Here is a 13,214-nt window from a genome sequence, read left to right on the forward strand (position 1 = left end):
GTGCACCCCCCTATAAGATAATCATAAAAATTAAGCCTATTATAATTAGTGAAAAGCTTAATATTTTTTCTTTTCTTAGTTTAGTAACTTTCATACTAAATAAGCCGAAATGGTCTATTAAAGTAGATAGTACAAGTTGTCCAAATAACCCCATACCTGCGGTAAGTGTTATCCCTATTTTGGATGAAGATAGATTATTCAAGAATATAACTAAAACACTTAGTACACCTGGTATAAGAAAAATAATAGGTGTTTTATTGAATTTAGGAAGTTTATTTTTTCCTACTATTGATACTAGTAAAATTAATAGTAGTCCTAAGACGTGGTAAATTAATGTACTAATATATAAACCTATCTTTTCTGATAGAACGCCATTTAAAAATATCATTATAGCAAGAAGAATACCATTTAAAACGGCTAAATTTCTATACTTATTCAGATTCATTCACCCCTTTACAAGTCCTTATAAATAAAATAACATATTTATAACAATTAGAACATGACATATGTCATGTTAGGAGGTTTTATGAAAAAAAATTTAGATAGTAAGCTTTTAAACAATTATATTAAAAAGCATAATATAGAAAGGATATTTGATGATGAAATATTAAAATATGCACAACTTCATTTCTATGAAAAAGAAGAGTATATATTAGAATCAGGGGAAACTCTTGAATATTATTATTTACTTGTGGATGGTAAAATTAAAATTTATTATCCTTTTGAAAATGGGAAATCAATGCTTTTAAAATTCTATAAAGATTTTAATACTCTAGGAGATTTAGAACTTTTAAAAGGTATTCCTATACTTTGCAATATTGATGCAGTAGAAGATACTTATTTGATAGCAATACCTTCAGCTATACTTAGAGAAAAGTATTTTAATAATATAAAGCTTTTGCATCATTTGGTAGATTCTTTGAGTGAAAAGCTTTATGGAACTATTAATAATAGCTCATATAATTTTGTATATCCACTTATTAATAGATTATCTAGTTATTTAGTTGAACATTTGACAGATGAGAATTATATAATTTTGAATTCATCATATTTAGAAATTGCACAATTTTTAGGTACAACATATAGACATTTAAATAGAACTCTTAAAGAAATGGAATCAAAATCAATTATAAAATGTGATGATAAAAAAATATATATATTAGATATAGATCAACTTAGAGAATTGTCTAAAAATATTTATATAAAACCACTTTAGAATATAATTTAAAATAATATCATATAAACTAGTGTTTTAATTAAGTTTATTAGGTAAACCGCACTTGCAACTGATACGGAGAACCGTATCATAAGTAAATGAGGTTTATGGCCTTAACCATTGAAATTACTAGGTTAGGGCTATTTTTATACATAAAAACACTATATAATAAGTTAAGAATAATTATAATTGTTTTATATCAATTAAGATTAGCGTAAGTAATATATAATTATTAATATATTTATAAGTTGGGAGGTGACTTGATGTTTGTAATGTTTAGCTTCGTTAAATAACATAGTGCTCTTTAAAAGAATAGCTATAATAAGAAGCGACCTCATAAAGAGTTACTATAGATTTAGTTATGAGGAGAATTAAAGTATGAAATATATAAATGCAGAAGAAGTATTACCTAGAGAGTTAGTACATGAGATTCAACAATATGTACAAAGTAATTTGATATATATACCAAAGTCTGGTAATAGAGTAAAGTGGGGAGAGAGAAGTGGTGCAAAAAGAATTATATTTGAAAGAAATAATGAAATAATTTCTATGTACCAGAATGGTTACAATATAAAAGATATCTCGAAAAAATATTACTTATCAGAACATACTATAAGAAAAATAATAAATAGTAGAAAATAAGGAGTTTATAATGGGTACAATTAGAAAGTTAAAGAATGAAGAACTCGATAAAGTTATGGGAATATGGAAGTTAAGTACAATTAAAGCACACAATTTTATTGAGAAGGAATACTGGGAAAATAATTATGATATTGTAAAAAATGTTTATATACCTATGGCTGATACTTTTGTATATGATAATGGAGAAGAAATAAGAGGATTTATAAGTGTAATAAATAATGAATTTATAGGTGCTTTATTTATAGAGATTGATTGCCAAGGTTTAGGAATAGGCAGTAGATTAATTGAGTATGTAAGTAATAAATATAAAAAATTAGGATTAGCAGTTTATAAAGAAAATGAAGGGGCTGTTAAGTTTTATCAAAAGAAAGGTTTTAAAGTAATTAGTAAACAACAAAATGAGGATTCTGGATTCGATGAATACATAATGGAAAAACCTCACATGTAGTAGTTAAAGAGAACCGTACCACAAATAACGTGGACTTTTTAGTATCTGAATTGTAAGACTTGAAATTTAGATTAGTGCAATACAACCCCATTTTGTTGATATTGCATTAATAAAATGGGACTTACTGCACTGAAACAAGTCCCATTTATACTATTTAATAACAAGCGACAGTGTCCATTGTAAGGAAGCCTAATATTCCAGATATCTCGTATATTTTTAACAAGCTATCGCTATTGTCCATTTTCTCATCTCCATTAAAACTAGATATCTATATAATATATGCGGTATTTAAGAGAAGCGATATTTTTCTTTACATACAGATGTTCTTATTTATGTATTCCTCATGTAAAGTTTATACAACATAACTAAATTTATAGTAATGGCAGAGGTATCGGTTGCAACATATTTTATTATGAGAAAATAATTTAAAGTGGAGATAAAGTTTATGGAAGGAATTGACGTAGCTAGTTACCAAGAGAATGTAGATTTCCAAAAAGTAAAAAAAAGTGGAGTAGAAGTAGTTTACATTAAAGCCACGGAAGGGGTCAATTATAACAGTCCTCAGATGAACCTACAATATGGGGGAGCAAAAGCAGCGGGACTAAAAATTGGATTTTATCATTATTTAAGAGGAAATAATCCAATATTAGAGGCAAAACATTTTCTAAGTGTTATAGAGGGGTTTTCAGCCGATTGTAAATATGCTATAGATGTGGAGGAGGTATTAGGGCAAACCATAGCACAAATAAGCTCTAATGTAAGGCGATTCGCAGATTATTTGATATCAAATGGTAAGGAAGTTTGCATTTATACAGGGGATAATTTTTACTCGGATAATTTAGATAATTCAGTTAGAAATATACCTTTGTGGGTGGCACATTACGGAGTAGCAAAGCCGAATGCAATTAATTATATAGGGTTTCAATATTCAAGCTCAGGGACCGTAGACGGAGTAAATGGACTTGTTGATTTAAATAAATTTAGTTCTGATATATTAATTAATTCACACGCATCTGTAAATATTGTTGTAAAGGCTTTTCAACATGCTGCCAATTTAGTGGGATTAACAGATAGAAAAGGGAACAAGCTTATTGAGGATGGCATAAAAGGAACTCATACTAGCGAGGTTGTAGCTAAAACATTGGTTTCTCGAGAAGCTCATAACGAATTTGCAAGGTGGATACAGCAGCGACTTATTGCATTAGGATTTAGCTGTGGTAAAACTGGAGCTGATTCATACTTTGGATTGAATACGTTAGTTGCAGTTCAGCATTTTCAGGCTTCAAGAGGGTTAAAAGCAGATGGAATTGTCGGGCCATTAACCATAGTACAACTTCTAAGATAATAGAAAATTAAAAAAAAATTGAAATTCATTTATATAGCTCTGGTTGCTTGGGCAACTGTTATTACAGCACCACAGGTGACGATTTAATTGAAAAAGATAGTAGTAACCAAGTGTAGCTTGGTGCTACTGTTTCTTTGTTAATAAGAGACTATCTATTTGACATTGCTAAGTAGATGATTTATTATTAGTATAATTACTACTATAGATAGCATAGTAGGGAGGGATTATTATAGATGAATCACAATTATTAAAGGGTATTTTAGAGGGTACTGTATTAAGCATTATTTCTCGTGGTGAAACTTATGGGTATGAAGTATTAATTGTATTAAATAAATATGGATTTAAAGACATTTATGAAGGTACGTTATATCCAATATTAACAAGAATGGAGAAAAAGGGTATTGTAAATTGCCGAATGGGGAAGTCGCCATTGGGACCTAAACGTAAATATTATACTATTACAAAATCAGGAGAAAAATATTATGATGATTTTAAAAAAGTATTTAAAGAAATTACATCAAAGGCGAATGAAATTATAAATACAGATTAAATATAATTCAAATGAAAATTAGTGAGGTGTATTTATGTTAAAAGTTATTGTTGTTGGCGGAGGACCGGCTGGTATTATGGCAGCTATTACTGCAGCAAAAAATAGTGAAGTTATATTAATAGAAAGAAATAAAGAAATTGGTGCCAAGCTAAAACTTACAGGTGGAGGCAGATGCAATATTACAAACAATAGGGATATAGAGGAGTTTTTTGATAAGATAGTAAACAATAAGAAATTTCTATATAGCGCTCTTTATACATTTTCAAACCAGCAACTTTTAGAATACTTTAAAGGAATTGGATTAGAATATAAGGAAGAACTTGACCAAAAGATATATGCCAAAAGTAATAAGGCTGATGAGGTTATAGAATTACTAAGGAATGATTTAGAAAGAAATAATGTTAAGATTATGTATAACACTAAAGTTCAACAGTTAATAGTTGAAGATGGAGAAATTAAAGGTGTAGTAACTGATGATGGCAAGCGGATTTTAGGGGAAAAGGTAATTGTTACAACAGGAGGAAAGAGCTATCCAGGTTCTGGTTCAGATGGATCTATGTTTGAGGTTTTAAGCAAATACGGACACACTATAACGCCTTTATACGCAGCATTAATTCCACTAGTTATAAAGGAAGAGTTTGTTAAGAGTTTACAAGGCGTTGCAATGAAGGATGTTGTAGTTTCAGCTAAGATTAAAAAGAAGAGTATAGAAAAGTTTGGTGATATGATATTTACTCATTTTGGGATATCAGGACCAGCAGTATTAAAGCTTTCATCTTATATAAGCAAAGCTTTAGCAGAGGGAGAAGTAGAGGTTACTTTAGACTTTTTAAGAGATAAATCAAAGGATGAAATATTAGAGATTATGAGGGCTAATCCAAATAAGACTGTACTTAATAATTTAAAAGGCATCCTTCCACAAAATTACTTAAAGGAAATCTTTGACTTGTTAGGATTAACAGAGGTTAAGATTAGTGACTTAAAGAAGACAGATGAGAACAAGATAATTGCTTATATGAAAGAAATGAAGCTAACAGCTAGAGAAACTTTATCGATTAAAGCAGCTCAAGTAACTTCAGGTGGAGTTAAAGTCAAAGAAATAAATGCTTCAACTATGGAATCAAGGCTTATAAAAAATCTTTATTTTGCAGGAGAAGTTATAGATATTGATGCTGAGACAGGTGGATACAATCTTCAAATGGCGTTTTCTACAGGATACTTAGCAGGAAGCAATTAAGTACCAGAAGGGGTCAGCGTAATATTTTTTATACAATTTTATTGACAAGAAAATACTTCGGTGATAGAATTAAAATATAATTCGTAACAAGAACTAATTTGGAGGAAGTTTATGGATATAAACAAAATAGAGCAAATTATTTTTAATCATATTGATGAGTTTAAGGTTTTGTTTTTTCCAGAACAGTGGAGTGATATATTCTTAGATTTTTCTAAAAATGAAATATTAGCATTATTATTCTTGCATCGAAAAATGAATGCTAATATGACGGAAATAGCAGAATACATAAATGCACCATTAAATACCGCCACAGGGGTTATTGCTAGATTAGAAAAAAAGCAGATGGTAGAAAGAATAAGAAGTGCAGAGGATAGAAGAATAGTTTTAATAACCCTTACAGAGGTTGCAAGTACTGTGATTGAGAAGGAAAAGGCTGTGATTACGAAATATCTTATTGAGATTTACGGAAGACTTACCGAGGATGAAATTTCTTCAGCTTTAAGTATTTATAACAAAGTATTGGGAGTTCTTAAGGAAATTAAAAATCCGGTTAAAGAAGATATTCCTGTTAAAAAATTAAGAAAAATAATTATTGAATAGCTCAGTGTACCTGAGTTATTTTAAGAAGAAATACTTCGTCAAAAGAACTATTCAATTAAAGAATTAAAATTAGGAGGGATGATATGAAAAGAATAATTATTTTTACTGGAAAAGGTGGAGTTGGTAAAACAAGCACCGCAGCAGCTCATGCACTTAAGGCTTCAATGGAGGGAATAAAAACTTTAATTGTTAGCACTGATATGGCACATAATTTGAGTGATATTTTTATGCAACAAATAAAAAATGAGCATTCAGAAATAGGTCAAAATTTGTGGGGACTTGAAATTGATCCTAATTATGAAATGGAGAACTATTACGGAAGTATTCAAGCTGCTTTTAAAAAAATGATGGTTTTTAAAGATGAAAAGCAAGCAGAAAGTTTTGAGGATATTGTTGTGTTTCCAGGAATGGAAGAGCTATTTTGCCTTTTGAAAATTAAGGATTTATATGATAAAGGTACTTATGACCTAATAATTGTGGATAGTGCACCCACAGGAGAAACCATATCCCTTTTAAAATTTCCAGAGCTTATGAGTTGGTACATGGAGAAATTATTTCCCGTTGGAAAGGTTGCAATGAAAGTGCTCAGACCTATCTCTAAAATAGCATTTAAGATGGAAATGCCTGATAAACAAGCTATGAATGATATTGAAAAACTTTATATAATGCTAACAGATCTTCAAAACTTATTTAAGGATAGAGAGAGTTGTAGTATAAGATTGGTGACAATTCCTGAAAAAATGGTTATTGAAGAGACCAAGAGAAATTACATGTATTTAAATCTTTATAATTTTAATGTAGATGCGATATATATTAATAGGATAATACCCCAGGATATAGGCAATAACTTTTTTGATGAGTGGAAATGTATTCAAAAAAAACACATGGAAGAAATAGATTCAGTATTTTTGAATTTACCAAGGTTTAAAATCAAATGGTACGAGGTAGATATTAATGGAATTCGCGGCTTAGAAAGAATAGTTGTGGATTCTCTAAATGTTAAGGATATATTTAAGGTTCAAAAAATAACCTTTAACGAAAAATTTGAAAAGGTTGAGGGTGGATATAAGCTACAAGTATATGTGCCCTTTGGAGATAAGAAAGACTTAGAACTGTATGAAACTGGTTCTGATATATCCATAAAAATAGGTAATTTTAAGAGGAATATTCCCTGCCCAAATTCACTGAGAAAGTACTCAATAAGTAAAGCCGATTTTAATGAGGATTACCTATCTATTTATTTTGATGAGAAGGTGGATTAGATGAATGGTAAAATAATTAAAAAATTGATAAGAATAGAAAAACTTAAATATGAGGTTATAAAAGATGTTTTGCCAGAAAAAATCTTGCACAAGCTTAATAACTTTGAGAAGGAAGCAATTATTGTTATTAAGGATATTGGATTGGATCTTATGAACGAGAGTTGTGAAAAAGCGGAAGAAGGAACAAAACAAGAGATTAAAAAGGTTAAAGTAGATTTTTTATAATTGAATTGGAGGGATTAAAATGAGAATTATTTTATATACAGGAAAAGGTGGAGTGGGGAAAACTAGTGTTGCATCAGCCACAGCCTGCCAGATTGCAAAGCAGGGAAAAAAGGTGCTTATAATGAGCACTGATCAGGCTCATAGTCTTTCCGATGCCTTCGGTGTAAAGTTATCGAATACACCTACCCAAATTTCAGAAAATTTAGAAGCTATAGAGGTAGATGCTCTTATTGAAAATGGAGCTAATTGGGGCAATATCAAAGGCTATTTAGAAAAATTGATGCTCTTAAAAAATGCAAAAACCATTGAGGTTGAAGAATTACTGGTTTTTCCAGGATTCGAGGATCTGATTTCCTTACTTAAAATTAAACAGATTAATGATGAAAATAATTATGAGGTGTTAATAGTTGATTGTGCTCCTACTGGCGAAACTATGTCGCTTTTGAAGTTTCCAGAGCTTTTCAAGTGGTGGATGGACAAAGTTTTTCCTATGAAAAGGAAGATGGCAAAAATTGCAAAGCCAATAATTGAGCATACAGTAAAGATTCCGCTTCCTGATGAGAGAACTTTTGATGAAATAGAAATTATTTATAAGAAAATTGATGAACTCCATAAGTTAATGCTCCAAAAGGATAAGGTAAGCCTTAGAATAGTTACGACTCCAGAAAAGATTGTTATCAAGGAAGCTAAAAGAAATTTTTCTTATTTGCATCTCTATGATTTTAATGTAGACGCAATTATTGTTAATAAAATAATTTCAGAAGAGGGAGGGAAGGGATATTTCGAAAACTGGATGAAGCTTCAAAGTGAAAACCTTAAAGAGATAAATGAAAGTTTTAGCCCAGTACCAATTTTTAAAACTGAGTTAATGCATAGCGAGGTTAGGAATTATGAGGTCCTATTAAACATGGGAGAGAGTATATTTAGAGAAGTTTCTGCAGAGAAAGTGCTCTTTAAAGACAGAATTTTTGAAATTGAAAAATCAAGTACAGATGAAAGCTATTATTTAAATATAAATATGCCTTTTGTAGATAAAAAAGAATTAAATTTATTCCAAAATGGAGATGAAATTAGTATTTCCATTAAGAATGAAAAACGAAACTTTATACTTCCACAAAAATTACAATCAAAGGAAATCATTAAAGCCAGTTATGAGGATGGGAAATTAAGAATACAATTTGATTTTAGGGAGAAAAGTGATAGCAAAAAGTGAAATATGTTTAGTAGATGTGAGAAGTTCTGATAATCTTAAAATCAATATTTTAGCTAGGGTAGCAGGTATAATTCGTTATATGAGTTATAAAAAATATTACTTAACGACATTTCAGAAGGGAAGTCTCCCATTTCTATAAGTGGGGTTTACAGACTATAACAAAAAAAACTTCAGTGGGAGTATAAATCTCCTTCTGAAGTCGTTGATATTACAGCACCGCAGGTGATGATTTAATAGGGACACATATGTCAAATTCTCCATTATTCATAAATCTCTCGTCGTACAATTCTAGTAGGGGTCTACAATCAAATTCATACCCTGAGGCTGGAATTAATTTGGTAAATATATCATTGTAAAATGCACCTAAATTTTTTATAGCTCCACTATAAGTGTAAATCATGTACTTACCTTCTGGGACAACCTTTGTTACCATGCCTTCAGGTACATCAGAAAAGCTGTCTACTTCGGCGCAAGCAGTATAGTGAAATCTACCTTCTGGATCCATTCCACAATCTCCATAATCACATATACCATAAGACAGAATGGACTTGCTTTTTTGCTTTATGTCTCCGCAGTTTTTGTTAAATGATTCCCAAAGGGTAGCAATTTCACCATTACTATTGTTTCCAAAATAAGGTATACCTACAGCCTTAAATCCTTCAAAGTTTACTATTTTTTCTTCCATAATTATTACCTCCATCCATTTATTTGATATCACAATTATATCAAGGAATCCTTGCCAACAGCATGTCAGGAATTATGTAGCCCTATATAAATTTGAAATTATATTTGTTTTTCTAATTATGTACGATCTAAGTTCTATAGGCTCTAAAACCTCAATTCTATCACTTAAAGGAAAAATTACATTGGAGGCAGTTTGAAAACTTATCATGTCGATATCATAAAACCAATTATTATTAACTTTCATGGAAGAGAGTACACAAAAGCCTTCAAGAGTATGTTCCTTTTCCTCATAGAATTTAATTTTAACAGGATATGAAGCGTGGTTTACTTTGAGGTAGGATTGTCTCACAAATTGATGCTTACTATTTTCCCAAAACTTTCCCAGGTTAAAGTTCTCATCCGTGCTGAAGTTTTCATCTAGCACTTCAATACTTTCAATTCTGCTGCATTTAAAAATTCTAATCTCGTTTTTTAATTCACAAAACGCTACCACATACCAATCAGAATTTTTTACCACCGCACCATAAGGTCTTATAATCCTTTCGGATACTTCTCCGTCAAATTTTTTATAGTGAACTTTTAACTTCTTTAAATTAAGCACTGATTTTTTAATTATATCTACATTCTGATTTTGTATTCGCGTGCCCCACCAAGGTTGCGAATCAATAAAAAACCTTTCCTTAGCTTTAATAATTTCTTCTCTATGTTTCTTTGATACACTATTTTCAAGCTTAATGACGGCAAGTTTTAGTTGCTGCGACATTTCAGTGTTCTTTTCTGAGTGTATACCCATACCTGAAAGCAATAGATTAACTACATCTCCGCTCGCTAGGTTATTTGAATTGATTTTATAACCCTCAATAAAAGAAAAACCTCCACTGGGACCTGGAATTGATAAAATAGGAATACCTGATTCGCATAATATATCCATATCTCTGTATATAGTTCTTTCTGAGGTTTCAAGTATTTTTGATAAATTTCCGGCTTTCATTATTCCGCGTGTATTAAGCAACATAATAATTCCGAGTAGCCTGTGAAGTCTCATGAAATCACACCCTTATTCTTAATTTTCAACTAATTAGTGGCCACGATGTTTATCTTTCTTATTTTGTTGTCTTAATTTATATTTTAGTTGCCTTTCTTCTTCTTTTTCTTCTTTTGAAACTATTTTTCTTTCTGTTTTAATTAGCTCATGCTGTAGTTGCATAGCAAGTTGAGCTTTCGTACCTGTACCTTTGTTTTCCATTGCTTTCTTTATTTCTCGTTGGTATCTTTTAGGGTTTATCTTTCTTTTTTCAACGGATTCAGTACGTAAGGGATTACTGAACTTTAAATTATAAAAGGTTGTCAATATAAAATCAAACACCTCATAATCTTTTGGTTCAGCCCCAAATACAATCTTAGATACTTCATATTTCCCATCATAAGCCTTCTCAAATACCCCTACCCAAAATACTCCCTCAAAAAATACATTTAAATTAATGCTAATTTCCATTACATAATTCCTCCTGTTCAGTAGAATTTGCTAAAGAGAATGGACGACTCCAGGAGGGAAGGATACTGCTATCTATAAAACAATAGATAGGTTCGGACTACCAACCGAAACTGTGATTTTATCTCTATTTGAGCGATATTACTTTAGTTTATAGATTGAAAAAAATATTTTAAATCCCTCTTAACGCTCTCACATAAATCATCTCCTAATTTAGTTGTATTTTAAAAAGTTCATTATATATAATGCTATTCATTATCATATGCATTTACCGCTATTGGCAATGCTTGAATTACTATATTACCTACTGCGGGTAATCCAACTAAAACAGCACTTATTATTTCATCTCTTGTAACTCCAAGTGATTTTGCATGTTTAACATGGAAGGTAGTCCGCCGTCAAGTCTTGCCGAAGCTAATACTGCAATATATGCCAACTCCTCTGTTTTTGAATCTAGTTTACTTGTAGCATCTAAATTTTGTACTGTTTCCATCCATATCTTTTGATATTCTGAGCTTCCTTAATAAAAATTTGGAATGAGTTGCTTACTAATGACATATAATTCATTTTCTTCATCCTCCTAAAATAATATATTAAAATACTTGGCGATTTTTAAAAATTATCAATTATAAACTCTTCAAGCCATAAAATCTCAGTATCTACAAATGCTAATGGCCTTTCGAATAATGCTTTTATATGCGGTCTTTGTCGTGCGGTAGGATGCTGGGCATATCTTTTGAGTAAAAATTCTTTTCTCTTAATCAAATTTTCTTTATGAGCAGTTAAAGCTTTCATTAATTCTTCTTTTATTATTAAATAAGAGAACAGCATGCCTATATCAAATTCACTTGGGTCACTGTTATATTCACTTATCATCTTGATAATCTGCTCTTTAATAACTAATTTTGTTTCATCATTGATTGAATATACTTTCCTTTTAGGTGAACCATATTCTTTTTCGTATCTTGAAGCTATATACCCATTTTTTTCAAGTTTATTTAAAGAATTATAGATTGAGGAAAATCCGATATTGGTCCAGCCTCTCATATTTCTTTGTTCTATTACAGTTTCAAATTCATACCCATAATAATCTTTGTCACATAAAAGAGATAGAAGTATGACTTCAATCTGTGTCATTTTTTTCCTCCTTTGCTATTCTGACAATAGAATAGCATTATATAAAATCTTTGTCAATATTAGGGCGAACTGGAGCTACCTTACTATTATCTGTAAATAATACAATGTATATGATATACTTTAAAAGTAAAAAATATTTATATTTTGATAATATGAGGTGAATTAATATGATATATCCACATGGAAATAAGGATGATAAAGCATTGTCTGAAAATTATAGAGATTCAGTGTCTTTTCTTGACATGAGTCTCCACAATCTGAGAGGTGACTGTGAAAAATGTTTTGGGTTATGCTGTGTTGCACTGTATTTTTCGGCTTCGGAAGGTTTCCCAATAGATAAAGATGCTGGGAAACCTTGCCCAAATCTACAATTGAACTTTAGTTGCTCCGTTCACAAAAGTTTAAGAAAACAGGGACTTAAAGGTTGTACTGCTTATGACTGCTTTGGTGCAGGTCAAAAGGTCGCTCAAGTTACCTATGGTGGTCACGACTGGAGACAAGTCTCAGAATCCTCGAAGCAAATGTTTGAGGTGTTCTTGATTATGAGGCAACTTCATGAAATGCTATGGTATCTTACAGAATCACTTTCACTACAACCTGCCCGTCCTATCCAAAATGAACTTAGTTCCATGCTTAACGAGACAGAACGCCTTACTCATCTCAGCCCCGATTCTCTTATAGAACTAGATGTGGAATCGCACCGAGATGATGTTAATGCACTACTTCTACATACCAGCGAACTGGTGCGAAATAAAGCCCGTGGCAGGCAGAGGACTCCTTCGAAGCGTAATAAAACCAGTACTCGTGGATTAGATTTCTTTGGAGAAGATATTAGAAGGACTAATCTCAGAGGTGCAAATTTGAGAGGAGCATGCCTTATTGCAGCAGATATTAGAGGAGCCGATTTAAGTGGGGCTGACCTTATTGGTGCTGATTTGCGAGATGCTAACATCAGGGGAACTAATCTCAGGGATAGTATCTTTCTTACCCAAGCTCAGATAAACACTGCGAATGGCGATTCCGATACAAAGTTACCGATGTCACTAGTTAGACCAAAATATTGGTCTAAATGATTAAGTACCTAACAAAAAACATATAATTAATTAGAATTAGAAAAAACTTGAAATACCGTATTATTTAAAAATAATATTGGTATTTTTGTG

General features: G+C 31.1%; 17 protein-coding genes. 11 read left to right on the forward strand and 6 right to left on the reverse strand.

Features of this window, described 5'->3' with window-relative positions:
• Window positions 1–10: 10 nt before the first annotated feature.
• The gene (locus tag ACWJJ7_RS12495; protein ID WP_462962395.1) at window positions 11–445 is read right to left on the reverse strand and encodes a DMT family transporter; all 435 of its coding nucleotides are present in this window, start codon (window positions 443–445) and stop codon (window positions 11–13) included.
• 81 nt (window positions 446–526) lie between these two features.
• On the opposite strand from ACWJJ7_RS12495, the gene ACWJJ7_RS12500 reads away from it, so the two are divergent.
• From ACWJJ7_RS12500 to ACWJJ7_RS12545, 10 genes are all read left to right on the forward strand, one after another.
• Window positions 527–1,216 (forward strand): Crp/Fnr family transcriptional regulator, encoded by a 690-nt coding sequence (locus ACWJJ7_RS12500; protein ID WP_462962396.1) that lies wholly within the window; start codon window positions 527–529, stop codon window positions 1,214–1,216.
• Window positions 1,217–1,594: 378 nt separating this feature from the next.
• Window positions 1,595–1,858, forward strand: coding sequence for a CD3324 family protein (locus ACWJJ7_RS12505; protein ID WP_462962397.1), 264 nt, complete (start codon window positions 1,595–1,597; stop codon window positions 1,856–1,858).
• Between the two features lie 10 nt (window positions 1,859–1,868).
• Window positions 1,869–2,306, forward strand: coding sequence for an N-acetyltransferase (locus ACWJJ7_RS12510; RefSeq protein ID WP_462962398.1), 438 nt, complete (start codon window positions 1,869–1,871; stop codon window positions 2,304–2,306).
• 445 nt (window positions 2,307–2,751) lie between these two features.
• Window positions 2,752–3,651: a GH25 family lysozyme gene (locus ACWJJ7_RS12515; RefSeq protein WP_462962399.1), complete on the forward strand. Its 900-nt coding sequence runs from the start codon at window positions 2,752–2,754 to the stop codon at window positions 3,649–3,651.
• A gap of 283 nt (window positions 3,652–3,934) precedes the next feature.
• On the forward strand, window positions 3,935–4,201 hold the full coding sequence (locus tag ACWJJ7_RS12520; RefSeq protein WP_462964990.1) for a PadR family transcriptional regulator: 267 nt from the start codon (window positions 3,935–3,937) through the stop codon (window positions 4,199–4,201).
• Between the two features lie 34 nt (window positions 4,202–4,235).
• Window positions 4,236–5,438: a BaiN/RdsA family NAD(P)/FAD-dependent oxidoreductase gene (locus tag ACWJJ7_RS12525; RefSeq protein WP_462962400.1), complete on the forward strand. Its 1,203-nt coding sequence runs from the start codon at window positions 4,236–4,238 to the stop codon at window positions 5,436–5,438.
• 111 nt (window positions 5,439–5,549) lie between these two features.
• Complete coding sequence (locus ACWJJ7_RS12530) at window positions 5,550–6,038, forward strand: MarR family transcriptional regulator (RefSeq protein ID WP_462962401.1); 489 nt, start codon at window positions 5,550–5,552, stop codon at window positions 6,036–6,038.
• Window positions 6,039–6,121: 83 nt separating this feature from the next.
• Window positions 6,122–7,300 (forward strand): ArsA family ATPase, encoded by a 1,179-nt coding sequence (locus ACWJJ7_RS12535; RefSeq protein ID WP_462962402.1) that lies wholly within the window; start codon window positions 6,122–6,124, stop codon window positions 7,298–7,300.
• Window positions 7,301–7,525 (forward strand): hypothetical protein, encoded by a 225-nt coding sequence (locus ACWJJ7_RS12540; RefSeq protein WP_462962403.1) that lies wholly within the window; start codon window positions 7,301–7,303, stop codon window positions 7,523–7,525.
• Between the two features lie 19 nt (window positions 7,526–7,544).
• Window positions 7,545–8,738 carry an ArsA family ATPase gene (locus tag ACWJJ7_RS12545; protein WP_462962404.1) on the forward strand — a complete coding sequence of 398 codons (1,194 nt, stop codon included), beginning with the start codon at window positions 7,545–7,547 and terminating at the stop codon, window positions 8,736–8,738.
• Window positions 8,739–8,946: 208 nt separating this feature from the next.
• Here ACWJJ7_RS12545 and ACWJJ7_RS12550 read toward each other — a convergent pair whose 3' ends face one another.
• The 5 genes from ACWJJ7_RS12550 to ACWJJ7_RS12570 all read right to left on the reverse strand — a co-directional run bounded on the left by ACWJJ7_RS12550 (window position 8,947) and on the right by ACWJJ7_RS12570 (window position 12,051).
• Window positions 8,947–9,423 carry a GyrI-like domain-containing protein gene (locus tag ACWJJ7_RS12550; protein ID WP_462962405.1) on the reverse strand — a complete coding sequence of 159 codons (477 nt, stop codon included), beginning with the start codon at window positions 9,421–9,423 and terminating at the stop codon, window positions 8,947–8,949.
• Window positions 9,424–9,495: 72 nt separating this feature from the next.
• A complete protein-coding gene (locus tag ACWJJ7_RS12555) occupies window positions 9,496–10,467 on the reverse strand; it encodes a helix-turn-helix transcriptional regulator (protein WP_462962406.1) in 972 nt (323 codons plus the stop codon).
• Between the two features lie 33 nt (window positions 10,468–10,500).
• Entirely contained in the window at window positions 10,501–10,917 is a 417-nt protein-coding gene (locus ACWJJ7_RS12560) for a YjdF family protein (RefSeq protein ID WP_165411745.1), read from the reverse strand.
• 334 nt (window positions 10,918–11,251) lie between these two features.
• Window positions 11,252–11,407, reverse strand: a complete 156-nt coding sequence (locus ACWJJ7_RS12565; protein WP_318038341.1) for a hypothetical protein — start codon at window positions 11,405–11,407, stop codon at window positions 11,252–11,254.
• A 119-nt stretch (window positions 11,408–11,526) separates the two neighbouring features.
• On the reverse strand, window positions 11,527–12,051 hold the full coding sequence (locus tag ACWJJ7_RS12570) for a PadR family transcriptional regulator (protein WP_462962407.1): 525 nt from the start codon (window positions 12,049–12,051) through the stop codon (window positions 11,527–11,529).
• A 167-nt stretch (window positions 12,052–12,218) separates the two neighbouring features.
• On the opposite strand from ACWJJ7_RS12570, the gene ACWJJ7_RS12575 reads away from it, so the two are divergent.
• Window positions 12,219–13,124, forward strand: a complete 906-nt coding sequence (locus tag ACWJJ7_RS12575) for a pentapeptide repeat-containing protein (RefSeq protein ID WP_462962408.1) — start codon at window positions 12,219–12,221, stop codon at window positions 13,122–13,124.
• Window positions 13,125–13,214: the final 90 nt, after the last annotated feature.

Source organism: Clostridium sp. CM042, assembly GCF_055080995.1.

Excerpts from the sequence above, each read along its gene's own strand:
- ACWJJ7_RS12560 (WP_165411745.1), bottom strand. The coding sequence starts at position 10,917 with ATGGAAATTAGCATTAATTTAAATGTATTTTTTGAGGGAGTATTTTGG.
- ACWJJ7_RS12535 (WP_462962402.1), top strand. The coding sequence starts at position 6,122 with ATGAAAAGAATAATTATTTTTACTGGAAAAGGTGGAGTTGGTAAAACA.
- ACWJJ7_RS12530 (WP_462962401.1), top strand. The coding sequence starts at position 5,550 with ATGGATATAAACAAAATAGAGCAAATTATTTTTAATCATATTGATGAG.
- ACWJJ7_RS12505 (WP_462962397.1), top strand. The coding sequence starts at position 1,595 with ATGAAATATATAAATGCAGAAGAAGTATTACCTAGAGAGTTAGTACAT.
- ACWJJ7_RS12575 (WP_462962408.1), top strand. The coding sequence starts at position 12,219 with ATGATATATCCACATGGAAATAAGGATGATAAAGCATTGTCTGAAAAT.
- ACWJJ7_RS12550 (WP_462962405.1), bottom strand. The coding sequence starts at position 9,423 with ATGGAAGAAAAAATAGTAAACTTTGAAGGATTTAAGGCTGTAGGTATA.
- ACWJJ7_RS12515 (WP_462962399.1), top strand. The coding sequence starts at position 2,752 with ATGGAAGGAATTGACGTAGCTAGTTACCAAGAGAATGTAGATTTCCAA.
- ACWJJ7_RS12570 (WP_462962407.1), bottom strand. The coding sequence starts at position 12,051 with ATGACACAGATTGAAGTCATACTTCTATCTCTTTTATGTGACAAAGAT.
- ACWJJ7_RS12525 (WP_462962400.1), top strand. The coding sequence starts at position 4,236 with ATGTTAAAAGTTATTGTTGTTGGCGGAGGACCGGCTGGTATTATGGCA.
- ACWJJ7_RS12540 (WP_462962403.1), top strand. The coding sequence starts at position 7,301 with ATGAATGGTAAAATAATTAAAAAATTGATAAGAATAGAAAAACTTAAA.
- ACWJJ7_RS12565 (WP_318038341.1), bottom strand. The coding sequence starts at position 11,407 with ATGGAAACAGTACAAAATTTAGATGCTACAAGTAAACTAGATTCAAAA.
- ACWJJ7_RS12510 (WP_462962398.1), top strand. The coding sequence starts at position 1,869 with ATGGGTACAATTAGAAAGTTAAAGAATGAAGAACTCGATAAAGTTATG.
- ACWJJ7_RS12500 (WP_462962396.1), top strand. The coding sequence starts at position 527 with ATGAAAAAAAATTTAGATAGTAAGCTTTTAAACAATTATATTAAAAAG.
- ACWJJ7_RS12555 (WP_462962406.1), bottom strand. The coding sequence starts at position 10,467 with ATGAGACTTCACAGGCTACTCGGAATTATTATGTTGCTTAATACACGC.
- ACWJJ7_RS12495 (WP_462962395.1), bottom strand. The coding sequence starts at position 445 with ATGAATCTGAATAAGTATAGAAATTTAGCCGTTTTAAATGGTATTCTT.
- ACWJJ7_RS12545 (WP_462962404.1), top strand. The coding sequence starts at position 7,545 with ATGAGAATTATTTTATATACAGGAAAAGGTGGAGTGGGGAAAACTAGT.